The sequence below is a fragment of the Pseudoxanthomonas sp. PXM04 genome, from assembly GCF_014851695.1.
Classification (GTDB): Bacteria; Pseudomonadota; Gammaproteobacteria; order Xanthomonadales; family Xanthomonadaceae; genus Pseudoxanthomonas_A; species Pseudoxanthomonas_A beigongshangi.
Genome location: NZ_JACVAG010000006.1, coordinates 364977 through 381510 on the forward strand (window position 1 = coordinate 364977; position 16534 = coordinate 381510).

Here is a 16534-nt window from a genome sequence, read left to right on the forward strand (position 1 = left end):
GTGGGCATGCGAGACGGTCAACCGATGATGATGAAATCGAGCAACAGCACGTGGCGCGGTTCTATTCCATGAGCCTGCATTCCGAGGTTCAGAGTGCCAAAGCCTGTCACGCCCACGAAAATTAGGGCAACTAACTTTTACGATTCAAGTTTCAAAGTTTCACTTCCCACATTTGTGGGTTTGACAGGACATCGTTTTCGTCCGCATTTCTGATTGACTTTCGCGCGAATTCAGTTCGCGTTTCTCCGCGATCCGTCCACCCTTGCCTTGTGACTGAATCGCGCGGAACTGTCAGACGTATCCGGTTCCTCGGGTATCATCGAGCCGCATCCGCCGGCGGATTGGGGGAGTACGCGCCGCCGCGCCCGGAGGGGAGCCGCATCGCCAGAAAGGAAAAAAGGACACATGACGGCATTGTCTCGACGGATCGAATTCTGGGTGGTGGTGACCGTGGCCTTCGGCTACTTCATTGCCGGCAGCGTGTGGGCGGCGTGGTTCGCGCAGCCCTCGGACGATCTGGCGTTCAGCGATGCCAGCGTGATCGGGATGGTCTTGGTGGAACTCGTGCTGTTTGCCCTGTTGGCGCCCCTGCTGTGGTGGCGTGGCTGGCGGCCGGAAGCGCTGGGGCTGGGATTCACCTGGCAGGATGTGGGCGTGGGGTGCGCGCTGTTTCTCGCGTGCATCATCTCCGCGTCGTTGTTGATGACGGGCCTGGCCCTGATGGCGGGTGGCATGGGGACGCTGTGGGAGCGGATGGAAGGTGCGCCGTTGTCGATGGCGGCCATCGTGGCGGTGTCGATCGTCAATCCGATCTTCGAGGAAGTTTTTGTCTGCGGCTACGTGATACGCGCCTTGCAGCGCACCCGAAGCATCGCGTTCGCGGTGAACGCCAGCGTCGCCATCCGCGTGTCCTACCATCTGTACCAGGGCGCCATCGGCGCATTGGGCGTGGCGGTGGTCGGCCTGATCCTGGGTTGGTGGTTCGCCCGCAAGGGCCGTCTATGGCCGGTGATCATCGCGCACGGGTTGATGGACCTGGTGGCGTTGCTGGGGTTCGGGATGGGGTACTGACGCAAACCGGCGACGCGCCCCCTTCAATGCCTGCGCGGCCCATACTCCGCGTCCAGGCACTGCCGCAGCACTTCCAGCGCCTGTTCGATGTCGCCGACCGGCAGGCCGGCGTAGCCGAGGATCAGGCCAGCGCGATCCGGTGGGTCGAGGTAGTAGGGGGCGATGGAGTACAGGCCCAGGCCCATGCGGCGGGCGCGGTCGACGAACTGGCGGCCCTGTTCGCGATCACGCTGGTTGAGCCAGACCGGGATGTGCATGCCGGCCTGCGAGTCCACGAAGCTCAACCGGCCTTCGTTCATCCGGTGCAGGCCGTTCAACAAGGCGTCGCGGCGTTCGCGCAGCGCGATGAGCGAGCGGCGCAGGTGGCGGTCGCAGGCGCCGGAGGTCATGAAGCCGGCTAGCGCGGCCTGATCGATGGCGGAGGCGCCGAAGTCCTCCATCCATTTGGCGGAAATGAAGTCCCGCCTCAAGCCGCGCGGCACCACCAGGTAGCCCAGCCGCAGCGACGGGAACAGGGTCTTGGAAAACGTGCCGACATAGATCACCCGGCCGTGCTCGTCCTGCGACTTGAGCGAAGGCAGGGAGCGGGCGTCGTAGCGGATTTCGCCATCGTAGTCGTCCTCGATGATCCAGCACTCATTGCGCGCGGCGTACTCCAGCAGCGCGGCGCGCCGTTCCGGCGGCAGGGTGCCGCCCTGCGGAAACTGGTGGGAGGGCGTGGTGTAGATGACGCGCGGCGCGGTCTTGGGCAGGGCCTCGACGATCAGGCCCTGGTCGTCCACCGGCACCGGCTGCAGCTGCGCGCCGTAGGCCTGCAGGATCACCCGGGCGGCGTAGTACTGCGGCTCCTCGATGGCGACCGGACCGCCGGGGTCGAACAGCACGCGCGCGCACAGCGACACCGCCTGCTGGGTGCCGGCGACGATCACCACGTCCTCGGGGCGCGCTTCCACGCCGCGCCGCAGCACGTATTCGCAGATGGCCTGGCGCAGTTCCGGCAGGCCCTGCGCCCACGGATAGCCGGGCGAGGTGTACAGGGCGGCATGGCCGAGTTCGCGTGCCCAGGCGGTGGTCACGGCCGGGTGCGTGTAGGGCGCGCCATACTGGAACGAGAAGCGCACGCCGGGCACGCGCTTGCCGGGCAGGTTGTCCTGATCGTGGGCCTGGCGCGCGCGCGCGGTGAAGCGGGTCTGCGGCGGCAGCGGCGGTGTTTCCACCGGCGCGGGCGCGGGCCGCGCGGGCAGGGTCACGTAGCTGCCCGAACCCACCCGGCCATCGATGTAGCCTTCGATGCGCAATTGCTCGTAGGCCGCCAGCACGGTGTTGCGCGATACACCCATCTGCTGGGACATGAAGCGGGTCGGTGGCAGCCGGCTGCCCTGGCGCAACTGGCCGGTCGCCAGCGCCTGCTTGAGCGCGCGGGTCAGCTGCGCGTGCAGGGGGCCATTTCCATCGAGTTGCAGTTGCGTGAGCATCCGGTTCCTCCCAATGGCCCTATTAGATCCGGGTGGATTGGCCCTTGATGGAGCCATTCGCATTGTTTCAGATAGGGCCAAATTGGCAATCGGGAGGCCGTGATGGCCAGTCGAAGCGAGGCGTTCCACCCGCTGCCGCCGGTCCCGCCGGCGGTGTTCTGGTCGGTCATGGGCGGCACCGCCGCGGCGATGCTGGATCTGGCGGTGGCGGCGGCCTACTGGGGCGCGCGCGGAGTCGCGCCGGACCGCATCTTCCAGTCGATTGCCGCGTGGCTGCTGGGGCCGGCGGCCTTCACCGGCGGCGAGGGCACGGTCGCGCTCGGCGCGGTGCTGTACGCGGGCGTGCTGTCGGGCGTGATGGGCGCCTACCGGTTGCTGGCGCGGCGCTTGCCGGTGCTGTTACGCCATCCGTTCGGCGCGGGCGCGGTGTATGGCGCGTCGATGTACGGGTTGATCTTCCTGGTGTTCGTGCCGCACTTCAGCGCGGCCACGCCCGCCACCCACGCGTGGCAGTGGCATGCGGTCTGCGTGGCGGCGTACGTGTTGTTGGTCGGCATTCCCGCCGCGCTGCTGGCGCGCATCCAGGCGCGCTGACGGCGGTGCGCGGCGCGCCCGGGTTCAGGCCCGGCCGTGCGCCAGTCCGGCATCGCCGGGCGCGCCTGGCGCGAGCGCATAGCGTGCGCACAGCACGCCGATCAGCGCGTGTATCGCGACGCTGGCGGCGACCCAGCCGGCGTCCTTGAAGCTCGCCATGCCGGCGGCCGACAGCGGCAGCACGACGAAGTTCATCAACAGATACAGGAAGAGTCCGTAGACCGCGCCCATCGCGAATGGACGCTGCCGCAGCAGCGTCACGCGCGTGGCCATTTGCCGGTAGGCGGCGACAAACAGGAACATGATCGCGAAGTGGGACACCGCGCCGACACCGGCGGTCTGCACCCCGCCGGTGAAACTGGCTTCGCCATACCAGCCGGCGGCGATGGATTGCAGGATGCGCATTGGCGGCACGCCATGGCTGATCCACCAGAACCCCATCGCGAACACCAGATCGGCCATGCCCGCCACCAGGGCGCCGAGGCCGACGCGCGGCCAGCCCGAGACGCGTGAATCTTCGCGGTGCATCGCAATTCCCCTTGTGATGGATGGTATGAACGGGTCGCTTCTTTCAGGCGGCCCGCGAAGCCCGCGACAGAGCGTGCCGGCGGATGCCCGTGGGCGTGACGCCAAACGTGGTCTTGAACGCACGACAGAACGCGCTCTGGTTTTCATAGCCCAGCCGCAGCGAGATGTCGAGGATGGACAGATCGGTGCCGCGGATGAGTTCCAGCGCGCGCCGGTCCCGCAGGCGCGACGCGTATTCGAAGGGCGTTTCGCCGAATACCCGGCGATGCATGCGCAGCAGGTGGCAGGGCGAGTAGTTGGCCAGCCGGGCAAGCGCGTCCAGATCCAGGCGCTGGCCGGGGTCGCAATGGATGGCATGGCGGACACGCAACAGCCGGGTCATGGTCTGGTGGCGCAGCGGCTGCGTGCGTCCCGCGCAGCGCGCAAGCAGGCCGTGCAGATCCGATTGCCAGTGCGCGATGTTCTCCATCACGACGGAGGCGGCATCCTGCGCCGGTTCACGTGGACGGTCGCGGGCCGGGGCGGCCAGCGCGATCAATCCGTGGGCCAGGCCGCGCGGCATGCACGCCTGCCAAGGCAGCAGCGGCCCGGCCTCGGCATGTCGTTGCGGCATCCCCGGCCACGCCTGGCGCGCGCCGGCAACGACCAGCCACGCCTGCGGCCGGGCGCTGCGACAGCGAAGCACGCCATCGCCCCAGGCCTGGCCGTGGCCCGCGCCGAGGTGCCATTCCAGTTCACCGGATTGCAGGCGGAGATCGCCGCGCATGGCCCAGCACAGGCTCATCCATTGCGCGGGCACGATGAGTCCGCTGCCCCGTCCCTGGGCCAGCACGACGTGCAATCCGTGCGCGGTTTCGCGATGCAGATCCAGCTGGCCGAACTGGCGCAGCCGGTGCGGGACGAGTTCGAACATGGCGATTCTCTCTCCGTGCCGGCGCATGCGGGGATGCCCGCCGGCAACGGCCACACCCTAGGAGCTGGCGCGTGCTTCACCGAGAGCCAATCGCGCGGCCGGCGAGGAGGCCAATCCCTTTCTCGCGAAGCAAGGGAAAAAAGAAGGCCACGAATCGCGGTCGTGGCCTTCAGGCCGGAGCAGAGAGAGCGGGGTTCCGGCGGCCTGAATACTGCGGCCCTGCATCGACGCGCGTTGTGCCGTCGTCGCGCAAATCGTATGCGCCGGTTGCGCAGGTGCGCGGAAGCGACCGCACCCGAACCGGGCTCATCCGCTAGTGGACGCGCCACAAAACTCAATTTCCGCACATCCCGAAAGTAAACGAATCGTTAGCCTCCTCGCGTCAGGCGTGGGGGAGACCGGCACCTGATTCGCCGCATCACGCGCCCGGCGCGTGGTCGTGATCCTTGATCTGCAGGAGAACCAGAGAGTGCGAACCATGAGCATCAACCGAAACATGCACCGCTTTTACCGGGGACTGAAACGCACCGCCCTGAGCACCGCGCTGGGCGTGTGCTTCGTCGGCGGCGTGCATGCGCAATCGAATACGTCCGGCGCCATCACCGGACGCGCCACCGCCGGTGAAACCGTCACCATCACCAATCCGGCCACCGGCTTCAGTCGCAGCGTGACCGTGGGCAGCGACGGCAGCTACCGCTTCTCGGCTCTGCCGACCGGCCAGTACACGGTGACCACCGCCGGCGGCGCGAGCCGCACGGTCAGCGTCAGCGTGGGCACGGCGACCACCGCCGATCTCGTCGCCAGCGGCGGCGGAAGCGCGACCACGTTGGATGCGGTCACCGTGGTCGGGTCCAGCGCGGTCAATCCGATCGACGTGTCCTCGGTGGAGTCCACCACCATCCTGACCGCCGAACAGATCGCGCGGATTCCGGTGGCGCGCGATGCCACCAGCGTGGCGCTGCTGGCACCGGGCACGGTGCGCGGCGATGCGGCGTTCGGCAACCTGGCCTCGTTCGGCGGTTCGTCGGTGGCCGAGAACCAGTACTACGTCAACGGCTTCAACATCACCAACACCTTTCGCGGACTGAACTTCACCCAGGTGCCGTTCGAGGCGATTGCCGAACAGCAGGTCAAGACCGGCGGCTACGGCGCCGAGTTCGGTCGTTCGCTTGGCGGTGTGCTCAACCAGATCACCAAGCGCGGCAGCAACGAGTTCCATGCCGGCGCCAACATCTTTTACGAACCCAAGTCGCTGCGCGAGGAAACCGAGAACGTCCACTATTCCAATCCGCTGGTGCCTGGCAGCCTGGGACGGGTGCAGGAAGACAATTCGCGCGACAAGGAATGGCAGGCCACCGCCTCGGTCTGGGCCAGCGGCGCGCTGATCCAGGATCGCCTGTTCGCCTACGGCCTGATCCAGTACGAGCGCGAGGAAGCCGATACCTGGAACAGTGTGGTGGCCAGCACCAATACCAGCGCGGTCACCAAGACGCCGAACTGGGTGGTCAAGCTGGACTGGCAGATCACCGACAGCCACCTGCTGGAATTCACCGGCATTTCGGACAAGCGGGAAGTCGAGACCGCAGTGTACGGAAATACCGTGGGCCGGCTGGATCGGCAGGCGCTGATCGGCACCAACTTCCAGGAGGCCGGCGGCGACAACTACATCCTCAAGTACACCGGCTACCTGACCGACAACTTCACCCTGTCGGCGCTGGCCGGCCTGGGCAAGTCCTCGCGCGCCCAGCATCTGCGCACCGCCGACGGACGGGATGTGCGCTACGGCGGCAACCTCGACCAGCCTGCCAGCGGCTGCCCGTTGATCGTGGACGCGCGTCCGCAGTACCGCCGCGATCTGACCAATGGCGGCCTGCCCTACGTCAGCACCTGCAACATCACCGGCGGCGCGATCCAGGGCGCCAACAACGAGGACACCCGCCACCAGTTCCGGGTGGATGCGGAATGGCAGCTGGCGACCCACCGCCTGCAGTTCGGCATCGACATCGACAACTACGAGTCCGTGGCCGGCACGTCGATCGAAGGCGGCCGGACCTGGCGGTATGCGACCAACAACGGCCCGGATGGGCAGCCGGAGACGGGCGACGAATACGACGTCGTGCGCGAGCAGATCGTCAACCAGGGCTCGTCCAACGAAATCAAGCAGCGCGCCTTCTACCTCCAGGACAGTTGGAACGTCACGGACACCTTCATCGCCTACCTGGGCCTGCGCTGGGACACCTTCGACAACCGCGACGGTTTCGGCAACAGCTTCGTGAAGGTAAGCAACCAGCTGGGACCGCGCCTGGGCTTCTCCTGGGACGTCAACGGCGATTCCACCCTGAAGATCTTCGGAAACGCCGGCCGCTATGCGCTGCCGCTGACCGCCGACGTCGCCACGCGCGGCGCCTCTGCCTCGGTGTTCACCCGCCAGGAGTTCCGCTTCACCGATGTCGATCCGATCACCGGCGCGCCCGTCGGATTGACGCCGGAAGGCGACCTGACCTACATCAACGGCGAGTTCGGCGAACCGAAGAATCCGCGGACCATCGCGGCCAAGGACCTGGACCCGATGTACCAGGACGAGTTCATCCTCGGCTTCCAGGCGGCACTGACCGAGCACCTGAATCTTGGCGTGCGTGGCATCTACCGCAAGCTGAAGGCGGCCATCGACGACAACTGCGACTACACCGCCATCCTGGAATCGGCCGGTTTCCATCTGGACGAAGAAGATGGCTGGCTCGACGCGCAGGGTCGCGCCGCGGCGCTGCCGGGCGCAGGATTCCCGTATTGCCGCATCTTCAATCCGGGCAAGGACGCGGTGTTCCTGACCGATCTGTACGGCGACGGCAACCTCACCCCGGTGCGGGTGGAAGGCTCGCGTCTATCACCGGAGGCGAAGCGGTCGTACAGCGCCATCGAGCTGTTCATGGATGGAAGCTGGGACAACTTCTTCTTCCAGGGTTCGTACACCTATGGCCGCAGCCGCGGCAACACCGAAGGCGGGGTGAAGTCCGACATCGGCCAGGCGAACACCAACACCACCCAGGACTTCGACTACATCGAGCTGACCACGGATACCTACGGTTACCTGCCCAACGACCGCCGTCACAGCCTGAAACTGTTCGGCAACTACGAGTTCAACGAGGAGTGGTCGATCGGCGCCAATCTGGTGGTGCAATCCGGACGGCCGCTCAACTGCTTCGGCGTGTACGCGCCGTGGCCGAGCAGGACCGGCTTCCATCCCTACGGTTCGTCGTTCATGCGTTGCGGCACCACCGAGGCCGGCCAGGCGCTGGGACCGGACGGCAACCCGGCCAATCCGGTGCAGGCGTTTCCGCGCGGCACCAAGGGACGCCTGCCGTGGACGCGCCAGCTGGACCTCAATCTGCGCTACGCGCCGGCATGGGCGAAGGGATTGCAGTTCAAGGTGGACGTGTTCAACGTGTTCAACGAGCAGAAGGTCACCTCGGTCAGCGAGAGCGCCGAGGACGGATCCACCGGCATCCCGGTGGACACCTATCTGTTGCCGCTCTCGTTCCAGACTCCGCGCTCGGTGCGCTTCATGGTGCAGTACGACTTCTGATCAGGCGAAGATCAGGGCATGGCCGTCTTCGGACGGCCGTGCTTCTCAGGACGCCGCGGGCGTGTCGAGAATCCGGCCCTGCGCATCCACCACGAAGCGGGCGCGATGGCCGGCGTGATAGAAGCTGACCCGCCAGGTGCCCTCGTCCTCGCCGGTGCCGCGCTCGCACAGCACGGTGATCTTTTCGGCGTCCATCAATTTGCGGAACACCGCCACGTCCAGGCCCAGTTCGCGCGCCACCGCCGTGGCGTCCACTTCGATGGGCGTGTTGATGCGGGTGGGCTGGAAGGACAGGGGCAGGGTGGTCATGGTCGGCTCCGGGCGAGACGCATTGTCGCCCGGAGACGAGGTGGCGGGTCTTGACCTGCATCAAGGCCGGCGGCTAGCCGGGCTTGTGGTGCGATGGCGGGAGTCCGCGCGCATGCGATTCATCGCTTCCCTCGCGTTGCACGCCCACGCCATGCGTGTAGACCAGGCTGCCGCCCAGCCATCCGGTCACGCACAGGGCCAGGAAACCGATCATGCTCAGGGCCAGCGCGAGCGCGTCGGGCGGGTGCAGGGTCTTGCCGTGCAAACGCAGCATCAGACTGGCGGTGTAGCTGCTCCAGGCGATCAGCGCCATCAGCAGATGGCGGTTGGCCACGCGCAGGGCGGGGCTGTCGTTGGGAATCTTCATCAGTTCGACGAATCCGGCCGCCATCGTGGCGAGCGCGCTGATCGCGCCGACCAGCAGCAGGCCGCCGGCGAACTGCCAGGCCGGCTCGCCCCACCACCGGCCGCCGAAATCGGCGAGCGTGGCCAATGTCCAACAGGCGATGGGGAAGTGCACCAGCGCGGGATGCAGCGGATGTTTCATACCGCCAGCACGGCACTCAACAGGGTGAGGAAACCAGCGACGGCGACGCCGGCGTGCACGAACACCACCGCCTTGGGCGCAACCCGGCCGCGCAGGTGGAGCGAGGCCAGGAAAAAGCCGCCGAGCGCGGCGAGGATGAGGATGGCCAGGGCGGCGGTGACCCGTGCGGAGGCGTCGCCCTGGACCACGGTGAGAATCAGCAGGATCAATCCGCTGGCGCCGAGCAGGGCGTGCAGGATGGAGATCGCCCATGGGGCGAGATGCCCGCGCAGCACGCGGCTGGCCAGGAACAGGCCGCCCATGGCGGCGATGGCGAAGACGATCAAGGCGGTGATCAACATGGTGTTCTCCCTTCAGATGGCGGGCGGGCTATCGGGCAGGTGGGAGCGGGAAGGTTCGGCCGGTGACGGATCCAGCCGCCTCAGCACTTCGTCGGTCATGCGTTCGCAGCGGGAACCGAGGAAGGGAAAAGCATCGGTGAGGGTTGTCGCCAGGGTGTCGCGCAGGGCCGCCCGCAGTTGCCGGCGAGCGCGATGCAGCCGGGTCTTCACGGTTTCCTCGCGCAGGTCGAGCGCGGCGGCGGTTTCCTCGACCGTGCACTCCTCGATTTCGCGCAGGACGAACACGACGCGGAACGGTTCGGGCAGCCCGTCGATGGCGCGCTCGACCAGGACGCGGATCTGCGCGCGGGTGGCGGCCGCGGCGGGATCCTCGTGGCCAAAGCGGGAAGGGAACACCACCACCCGCTCGTCGTGCTGCGCGGCCTCGATCTGTTCCACGCCCACCGTCGCGCGGCGCTGGCGCAGGCGTCCATAGGCGGCGTTGAGCACGATGCGGGTCAGCCAGGTGAGCAGCGAAGCCTCGCCACGGAAACCCTCAATCTTCTCGTACGCGTGCACATAGGCCTCCTGGACCACGTCCTCGGCTTCGGCGTCGTCGTTGACCACGCCGCGCGCGACCCGGAACAGGCGCTGGTTGCAGCGCCGCATGACCTGGCGGAACGCGTCGCGGTCGCCACGCTGGACCAGGGCGACCAGGGCGGCATCGTCCAGGGCGGCATAGTCCACGGCCAGTGGCGTATGAACAGGGCTCATGCGATCTCCTCTCTTACCCATCGGATGCGGCAGGGGCGGCGAGGTTCCCGCGGCACGGGCGCCAGGAAGCCAGCGGCATTCTGCGCCCAGGGACCGGATGGGAGTGTGGAGGGAGGTCGGGTCGCGGAGAGGCGTTCCGCCCACCGAGAGCCGGTACGGCAGCGGCGTCGCTGCAGTACATCTTCCACCGGCACCTGACCCGGGGCTGCGACGGAAATCCCCATGCCAAGGCATACTGCGCGCCATCGCACTCCCTGCCCGAGAGGCCTCGTGAACGCACGTCTCCGCCGGTTCGCTTTCGCGCTGTTCGCGTTGTCGTTGCCTCTGGCTGCCGCCGAACCTTCGGCTCCGGTCGAGCTGCGCCTGTGGCGGCTGGATTGCGGGCAGCTGTGGACCTACAACCTGGACGAGATGTCCGATACCCGCGCCTACGTGGGACAGAGCAAGCTGTTCGTCGGCAGCTGCTACCTGATCCGCCACGGCAACGACTACCTGCTGTGGGATACCGGCTTGTCGCGCGAGTATCTGGGCAAGCCGTTGACGCAGGGCAAGGAGGATTCCACCGCGCTGGCGAAAACCGTGGTGGACCAGCTGGCGCAGATCGACGTGAAGCCGGCGCAGATCTCGAAGGTGGGCATCAGCCACTACCACTTCGATCACATCGGCCAGGCGGCGGAGTTTCCGCAGGCCACGCTGCTGATCGGCGCGGGCGACTACGCGGTATTGGGCACGCCGGGCCATGAGGAGCGGACCAGGCGGTTCGCGCCGTGGCTGGGCAAGGACGCGAAGGTGGAGAAGGTGCGCGGGGATCTGGATGTGTTCGGCGACGGCAGCGTGGTGATGCTGGATCTGCCCGGACACACGCCGGGCCACCACGGCCTGCTGGTGAACCTGCCCAGGCGTGGCCCGGTGCTGCTGTCCGGCGATGTGGTGCATTTGCACGAGAACCTCGATACCCGTGGCGTGCCCTCGTTCAATACCGATCGCGCGCAGTCGCTGGCTTCGATGGATCGCTTCGCCAGTCTTGCGAGGAACCTCAAGGCGACGCTGATCATCCAGCACGAGGAAGCGGATGTGGGGAAGTTGCCAATGTTTCCGGAGGCGGCGGAGTAGGGGCGTGACTCTGTGCGTCCGTAGAACAACTGCCCGGAAACCGCTCCTTGTAGCTTGATTTGACCCCCCAGTGCCTAGCGGCATAATGCGTTGAGGAAACGGGGAGAGGCAGGATGGCCGAATCGACCGGGAACTTTTCGCTGGCAGCAATGGAACGACGTCTGGCGGCAGTTCCCGACGGACCCGCTGCGGTTCTCAACACCCCTCGTTGGGTGTTGTGGCTGAATGTGCTGGGTAGCGTCGGCGTTATTGTCGGGCTGACCCCCTCGGTGCTGGTACAGTTCATCCGTCCGCAGATGTGGATGGTGTATCTGGCGCAGGCGGGAACCTGCACGGCGATTGCCGGTTGGGCGCCCTTCATCCTGCGTTCGTTGTGGGTGGTCCTTCGAAGCGTCAGGAACTGGAAGAGCGAGCAAGCCGCGCAACTGGACTACGATGTCGATCACTTTCGTGAACTGACGGACTGGCTGGTTACTTTTCCCAAGAGCCAGCTGGTTGAGCATCGGCGCATGACATCTCTGTGGCGGCAGCAACTGGATACGAAATTGGGGCTGCTTTCCGGAGGCTTCTCCCGACTGGGTTTTCTGCCGGTTGCTGCGGCGCTGTTCCTGTTGCTGATGAACCAGAAAAGCCTTCTCGCCATTCCTGGATGGCTGGCCATGTTGGGGGCGTTTGTCGTACTGCTGTATTTGATTTCCACTGCTGGCGCACTGATGAAAATCCGTGTGGATCTCTACGACACACTGCTGACCAACGCCATCGAGAGGAAAGGAGGGGGGCATGACTGATTCCTGGGGAACCGTGCTGCTTCTGGCAATGGTTGCACTGGCCATCTGGGCTGCCATCCGGAGACGTGCGCAGGCCAAGCGCTTGCTGGAAGAGTCGTTTTCCGCACTGGAGTTTGATACTCCTGAAGGCCGCGTCAGTGGAGAACGCGTGACAGTGGTCAGCAAGCGGCAGAAGTACATGAGTGCCATGTGGGAGGGGCGCCAGGTCGGCGCGCAGCCGTCGGACGCTTTCTGGTACTGCGTCGGACCAGGCCCCTCCTATTTCCTGGTCGTTCCGTTGCTGGCCAATCGATGGAGCGGGCTGGATCTGAAATGGATCGTCAGGCCGCTGACCGAGGAGCGCATGCGTGCTGCGCTGCAAGGCGATCGTGCGGGTATGCAGCGCGCATTCGGAGCGTCTTGACGAACTTCCATTCTTCCAAGGTTTGATGAAAATGGCAGACAAGATTACGGCGGCATGTGTTTTCTTCGTGACCATCCTGCTCGCCATCACCCCCGCGCACGCCGCCGACAAGTCCCTCGAAGGCGCCTGGGAACTCCAGGGCGGCGAGTACGTCACCGAGGACGGGCAGACGAAGAGCTATGCGGAGATGAAGTTCAACGGGCAGAAGGTACTGGCCGATGGCCGGTTTTCCTTCACCATGCAGTCCGATGACAAGTTCTGGGCGGGTGGGGCTGGCAGGTACGCGGCCGGGGATGGGCAGTACACCGAAACGCTGATGCAGCGCTCCTTTCCTGCGGAGGACAGTGGCGTGTACTCGTTCCGCTATCGCGTGGAAGGTGACGTCTGGCGATTGGAGCGGTGGAAGGACGGAAAGCGGGTCGAGTTCGAGGAATGGAAGAAGGTCCGGCCCTGAGGGGAGGCGGCGTTTCGCCGCCTCCACGAGGTTGCATCACCTGTCGCCGTCCGGTTCGGCCGGAGCTTGTTTGCGCGTTCCCGCCATGCTCGCGAACACGCCGTCGCGCCGCACCCAGGCGTGATACAGCGCGGCCGACAGGTGCAGCAACACGGTGGCGAACAGCAGGCGGGCGCCCCAGCCGTGCGCATCGCGCAGCCAGGCATAGACGGCGGGATCCGGCGCCAGCAACGGTGGTAATTGCACGCCGCCGAACAGCACGATCGGATAGTGGCCCGCCGACAGCATGGCCCAACCGACGAGAGGCATTGCCAGCATCAGCGCGTACAGCAGCCAATGCGAGGCGAGTGCGGCCATGGCCTGCCAGCGCGGCAGATCCGCCGGCAGCGGCGGCGGGCGGTGACGCAGGCGGTGGATCAATCGCCAGATCGCCAGCAGCAGGATCGCCGCGCCGAGCGGACGGTGCAGGGCGATCAGCCAGGGCCGCTGCGAAACCGAGGCGACCATCGCCACGCCGATGAACAGCATCGCCAGGATCATCAGCGCCATGGTCCAGTGCAGCACGCGCGCGATCAGGTCGAAGGAAGCAGGGCGGTTCATCGGGCACCTCCCTTGCCGCTGGCTTCGGGCGCCTGGCCGCGGCCGATCTCGCGTTCGCGGCGATTGAACGATTGCGAATACACCGCCGAGCGCGCCGCCAGGATCGGATCGTCCGAGCCACGGATGCCGGTCGGCAGGATCAGCGGGTCGTAGTTGATGTCGCGGCAGGCGCCGGTGGCCTGCGGCTGGGCGGCGGTCAGCGAGAGGGTGCCGGCGACGACCTGCCGCCGGTTTTCGGGCCAGGGCTGCGAGGGATCGTTCACCGGGTCGCCTGGTTCGGCGAGCGTCAGCACGAGATCCCATTGCAGCGGTCCTTGCGCGAGTCGTTGGGCGAGGTCCTCGGCGAGGAAATCGGCATCGGCCTGCTTGCGCTGTTCCGGACTCAATGGCGCGAACGGAAGATGCGGGCGCATCGACCAGCGCACCGCGTGTTCACTGCCGTCTTCGGCGATGAAGCGGAAAGCATTGACGCCGTTGTACTGGGTGTTGCCCCAACTGTTCGACCACAGCGCCGACTTGGCCCAGGCCTGGAACCTGCGCGCTTCCGGATAGCGTTCGACGAAGGCGGCCATGCGCGCGGGATCCGGTTTGCCGGTGGCGGGATCCGGCCGCGCGGCAAGCGTCTGCGCGTGAAAGCCTTCCGGCGTGGCGACCACGAAGAACGGGAAGCTGTTCATCGCGGTGCGCCATTGCTGGCCGTCGTCGGTGCGCAGCAGCAGCGCCATGCTGCGCACGCGCGCCTGTGCATCGGCGCCGTGCGGATCGCCGCCGCCGATCGACATGCGGCCCAGCACCGGCGTCTCCGCCTGGCGGAACACCCGCGCCGACGACAGCGCGGCGGCCTGGCCGGAACTGCGGAACACACCGGTCACGCACACACCTTTGGCGTGGGCGCGGCGGAAGCCGGGATGCGGCGGGCCGCCGGCTTCGATGGCGTTGGTCATCGCGGATGCGGTCAGGCGGGAGGCGCCGCCCAGCCAGCCGGCGGTCCAGGCGAACGCGGCGGCCAGCGCCGCGGCGATCGCGCCGATGGCCAGCAGCGGCCACCAACGACGGGCATTGGCCCGGGAAGGCGGCGGGGAAGGACTTTGCACGGCGGGCTCCTGGTGACGGGACTGGGGATCAGACGCCGCTGGCGGCGGATTTATTCCCGAATCTTTTTCCGGAGACGGATGGAATAATCCGGGCCTCGGGTGCGTCTTACCCCACGACCCGTTCCGAAACGATGACGATGGATGCTTCCGACGACCCGCGCCTGAGTGCGCTCCTGCCCCGGCTGCGGCGCTTCGCGCACTCGCTGGCCGGCGATGGCGCGGACGACATCGTGCAGGCGGCGCTGGAACGGGCGTTGCGGCGCTGGGATTCGCGCCGGGACGAGGAGGCGTTGCAGGCATGGCTGTTCGCGATCGTCTACCGCCAGTTCGTCACCGAGCATCGCCGCGCGCGGCGCTGGCAGCGGGCGCTGGAGCTGTTTGGCGCCGAACCGGTCGAGATGGCGCCTTCGCCCGAACGCATCCACGAGGGACGGTCGGTACTGGCCGCGTTCGCGCGCCTGCCGCCGGATCACCGTGCATTGTTGCTGCTGGTCAGCGTGGAAGGTTTCAGCTATCGCGAGGCGGCGGACATGCTCGGCTTGCCGGTGGGCACGGTGATGTCGCGGCTGTCACGCGCGCGCGAAAGGCTGCGCACGCTGACCGATGAAGACGCGCCGGCGGCGCGCACCCTGAGGGTACTCAAATGAATCGATGGTCTCCCAGCGAAGAGGAACTGCACGCCTATATCGATGGGCGGCTGGCGCCGGAACGGCACGAGGCGGTGCGGCAATGGCTGCGCGAGCATCCCGGGCAGGAGGCCAGAATCGACGCGTGGAAGCGCGACGCCGAGACGCTGCGCGCAGGCTGGGCGCGCGATCTGGAGGCATCGGTTCCACCGGCGCTCCAGCCGCATCGGTTGCGTGCCGGTCTGCGCCGCCGGCGACGCGCGCGGCTGGGCATGGCCGCCAGTTGCCTGCTGGCGTTGGGCGTGGGTGGCATGGCGGGCTGGCAGTGGCGCGATGCGCGGCTGGCCAGCGAACAGTTGCCGATGGCCGATGCGGTGGCGGCGTATCGCCTGTTTGCCGGCGATGGCGATGCGATGACGGGCGAGATCGCACCGGATGCATTGCAGGGATGGCTGCGCACGCATTTTGGCCCGGCCGGCGAGGTGCCGGATTTGCGTACGCAGGGCTTCCGCCTGCGTGCAGGCCGGTTGCTGTCCACGTCGGAAGGCGCCGCGGCGATGCTGGTCTACGAAGATGCGGACGGTGCGCGCATCGGCCTGTACCTGCGTCCACGCACACCGCGCAACGTCACCGGCGAGCGCCGCGACGGCCGCCTGCTGGCGCAGTACTGGGCCGAAGGCGACACCGCGTTCGCGCTGGTGGGGCCGGCCACGCAGTTGCGGATGCGCGAGATTGCGCCGTTGTTGCGGGGTGGGTGAAGTTTGGGTTGGGGGCCTGCGCCAAAGGCAAATCCCCCTCAATCCCCCTTTAAAAAAGGGGGAGGTAAAAAACTGCGTGGTCGTGGAGATCGCATGCTCTTCAGCCCCCTTCGGAGAAGGGGGCGGGCAGCCGCGAAGCGGGTGACGGGGGATTTGCTTTTGGCGCCAAGAGCGAATCCCCTCGGTCCCCCTTTTTCAAAGGGGGAGGTAAAAAAACTGCATCGTTGTGGAGGGCACTGGCTCTTCAGCCCCCTTCGGAGAAGGGGGCGGGCAGCCGCGAAGCGGGTGACGGGGGATTTGCTTTTTGCGCCAAGAGCGAATCCCCCTCGGTCCCCCTTTTTCAAAGGGGGAGGTAAAAAAAATGCATCGTTGTGGAGGGCACTGGCTCTTCAGCCCCCTTCGGAGAAGGGGGCGGGCAGCCGCGAAGCGGGTGACGGGGGATTTGCTTTTTGCGCCAAGAGCGAATCCCCCTCGGTCCCCCTTTTTCAAAGGGGGAGGTAAAAAAAATGCATCGTTGTGGAGGGCACTGGCTCTTCAGCCCCCTTCGGAGAAGGGGGCGGGCAGCCGCGAAGCGGGTGACGGGG

At 66.7% G+C, this 16534-nt stretch carries 18 protein-coding genes; 9 read left to right on the forward strand and 9 right to left on the reverse strand.

Annotation, left to right across the window (positions count from 1 at the left end):
• Window positions 1-405 precede the first annotated feature (405 nt).
• Window positions 406-1071: a type II CAAX endopeptidase family protein gene (locus tag IB228_RS16270; protein ID WP_192199197.1), complete on the forward strand. Its 666-nt coding sequence runs from the start codon at window positions 406-408 to the stop codon at window positions 1069-1071.
• A gap of 23 nt (window positions 1072-1094) precedes the next feature.
• Here the strand turns inward: IB228_RS16270 and IB228_RS16275 are convergent, their stop codons facing one another.
• The gene (locus tag IB228_RS16275) at window positions 1095-2546 is read right to left on the reverse strand and encodes a PLP-dependent aminotransferase family protein (protein WP_192199198.1); all 1452 of its coding nucleotides are present in this window, start codon (window positions 2544-2546) and stop codon (window positions 1095-1097) included.
• 102 nt (window positions 2547-2648) lie between these two features.
• Between IB228_RS16275 and IB228_RS16280 the strand changes: the two genes are divergently transcribed.
• Window positions 2649-3140, forward strand: a complete 492-nt coding sequence (locus IB228_RS16280; protein ID WP_192199199.1) for a hypothetical protein — start codon at window positions 2649-2651, stop codon at window positions 3138-3140.
• Window positions 3141-3164: 24 nt separating this feature from the next.
• On the opposite strand, the gene IB228_RS16285 is transcribed toward IB228_RS16280, so the two are convergent.
• Both IB228_RS16285 and IB228_RS16290 read right to left on the reverse strand, forming a co-directional pair.
• Window positions 3165-3668 carry a hypothetical protein gene (locus IB228_RS16285; protein ID WP_192199200.1) on the reverse strand — a complete coding sequence of 168 codons (504 nt, stop codon included), beginning with the start codon at window positions 3666-3668 and terminating at the stop codon, window positions 3165-3167.
• 43 nt (window positions 3669-3711) lie between these two features.
• Window positions 3712-4581 carry an AraC family transcriptional regulator gene (locus tag IB228_RS16290; RefSeq protein ID WP_192199201.1) on the reverse strand — a complete coding sequence of 290 codons (870 nt, stop codon included), beginning with the start codon at window positions 4579-4581 and terminating at the stop codon, window positions 3712-3714.
• A 478-nt stretch (window positions 4582-5059) separates the two neighbouring features.
• Here IB228_RS16290 and IB228_RS16295 point away from each other — a divergent pair, with 478 nt between their 5' ends.
• A complete protein-coding gene (locus IB228_RS16295) occupies window positions 5060-8164 on the forward strand; it encodes a TonB-dependent receptor (RefSeq protein ID WP_192199202.1) in 3105 nt (1034 codons plus the stop codon).
• Window positions 8165-8209: 45 nt separating this feature from the next.
• Here the strand turns inward: IB228_RS16295 and IB228_RS16300 are convergent, their stop codons facing one another.
• The 4 genes from IB228_RS16300 to IB228_RS16315 all read right to left on the reverse strand — a co-directional run bounded on the left by IB228_RS16300 (window position 8210) and on the right by IB228_RS16315 (window position 10114).
• On the reverse strand, window positions 8210-8473 hold the full coding sequence (locus IB228_RS16300; protein ID WP_192199203.1) for a DUF6522 family protein: 264 nt from the start codon (window positions 8471-8473) through the stop codon (window positions 8210-8212).
• A 73-nt stretch (window positions 8474-8546) separates the two neighbouring features.
• The gene (locus IB228_RS16305; RefSeq protein ID WP_192199204.1) at window positions 8547-9020 is read right to left on the reverse strand and encodes a DUF2231 domain-containing protein; all 474 of its coding nucleotides are present in this window, start codon (window positions 9018-9020) and stop codon (window positions 8547-8549) included.
• Window positions 9017-9361, reverse strand: coding sequence for a hypothetical protein (locus tag IB228_RS16310; RefSeq protein WP_192199205.1), 345 nt, complete (start codon window positions 9359-9361; stop codon window positions 9017-9019). Before IB228_RS16310 ends, IB228_RS16305 begins: the two co-directional genes overlap by 4 nt.
• Window positions 9362-9373: 12 nt before the next feature.
• Entirely contained in the window at window positions 9374-10114 is a 741-nt protein-coding gene (locus IB228_RS16315) for an RNA polymerase sigma factor (protein ID WP_192199206.1), read from the reverse strand.
• 270 nt (window positions 10115-10384) lie between these two features.
• On the opposite strand from IB228_RS16315, the gene IB228_RS16320 reads away from it, so the two are divergent.
• The 4 genes from IB228_RS16320 to IB228_RS16335 all read left to right on the forward strand — a co-directional run bounded on the left by IB228_RS16320 (window position 10385) and on the right by IB228_RS16335 (window position 12872).
• On the forward strand, window positions 10385-11227 hold the full coding sequence (locus IB228_RS16320; RefSeq protein ID WP_343227098.1) for an N-acyl homoserine lactonase family protein: 843 nt from the start codon (window positions 10385-10387) through the stop codon (window positions 11225-11227).
• A 113-nt stretch (window positions 11228-11340) separates the two neighbouring features.
• Window positions 11341-12015: a hypothetical protein gene (locus tag IB228_RS16325; RefSeq protein WP_192199208.1), complete on the forward strand. Its 675-nt coding sequence runs from the start codon at window positions 11341-11343 to the stop codon at window positions 12013-12015.
• Entirely contained in the window at window positions 12008-12418 is a 411-nt protein-coding gene (locus IB228_RS16330) for a hypothetical protein (RefSeq protein WP_192199209.1), read from the forward strand. The genes IB228_RS16325 and IB228_RS16330 overlap by 8 nt, the downstream gene beginning before the upstream one ends.
• Window positions 12363-12872, forward strand: coding sequence for a hypothetical protein (locus IB228_RS16335; protein WP_192199210.1), 510 nt, complete (start codon window positions 12363-12365; stop codon window positions 12870-12872). The genes IB228_RS16330 and IB228_RS16335 overlap by 56 nt, the downstream gene beginning before the upstream one ends.
• 36 nt (window positions 12873-12908) lie before the next feature.
• On the opposite strand, the gene IB228_RS16340 is transcribed toward IB228_RS16335, so the two are convergent.
• Both IB228_RS16340 and IB228_RS16345 read right to left on the reverse strand, forming a co-directional pair.
• Entirely contained in the window at window positions 12909-13472 is a 564-nt protein-coding gene (locus IB228_RS16340; RefSeq protein WP_192199211.1) for a cytochrome b, read from the reverse strand.
• Complete coding sequence (locus IB228_RS16345) at window positions 13469-14566, reverse strand: catalase family peroxidase (protein ID WP_343227099.1); 1098 nt, start codon at window positions 14564-14566, stop codon at window positions 13469-13471. The genes IB228_RS16340 and IB228_RS16345 overlap by 4 nt, the downstream gene beginning before the upstream one ends.
• 137 nt (window positions 14567-14703) lie before the next feature.
• Between IB228_RS16345 and IB228_RS16350 the strand changes: the two genes are divergently transcribed.
• Together IB228_RS16350 and IB228_RS16355 are read left to right on the forward strand one after the other, a co-directional pair.
• Window positions 14704-15213, forward strand: a complete 510-nt coding sequence (locus IB228_RS16350; RefSeq protein WP_192199212.1) for an RNA polymerase sigma factor — start codon at window positions 14704-14706, stop codon at window positions 15211-15213.
• Complete coding sequence (locus tag IB228_RS16355; protein WP_192199213.1) at window positions 15210-15950, forward strand: anti-sigma factor; 741 nt, start codon at window positions 15210-15212, stop codon at window positions 15948-15950. Before IB228_RS16350 ends, IB228_RS16355 begins: the two co-directional genes overlap by 4 nt.
• Window positions 15951-16534 lie beyond the last annotated feature (584 nt).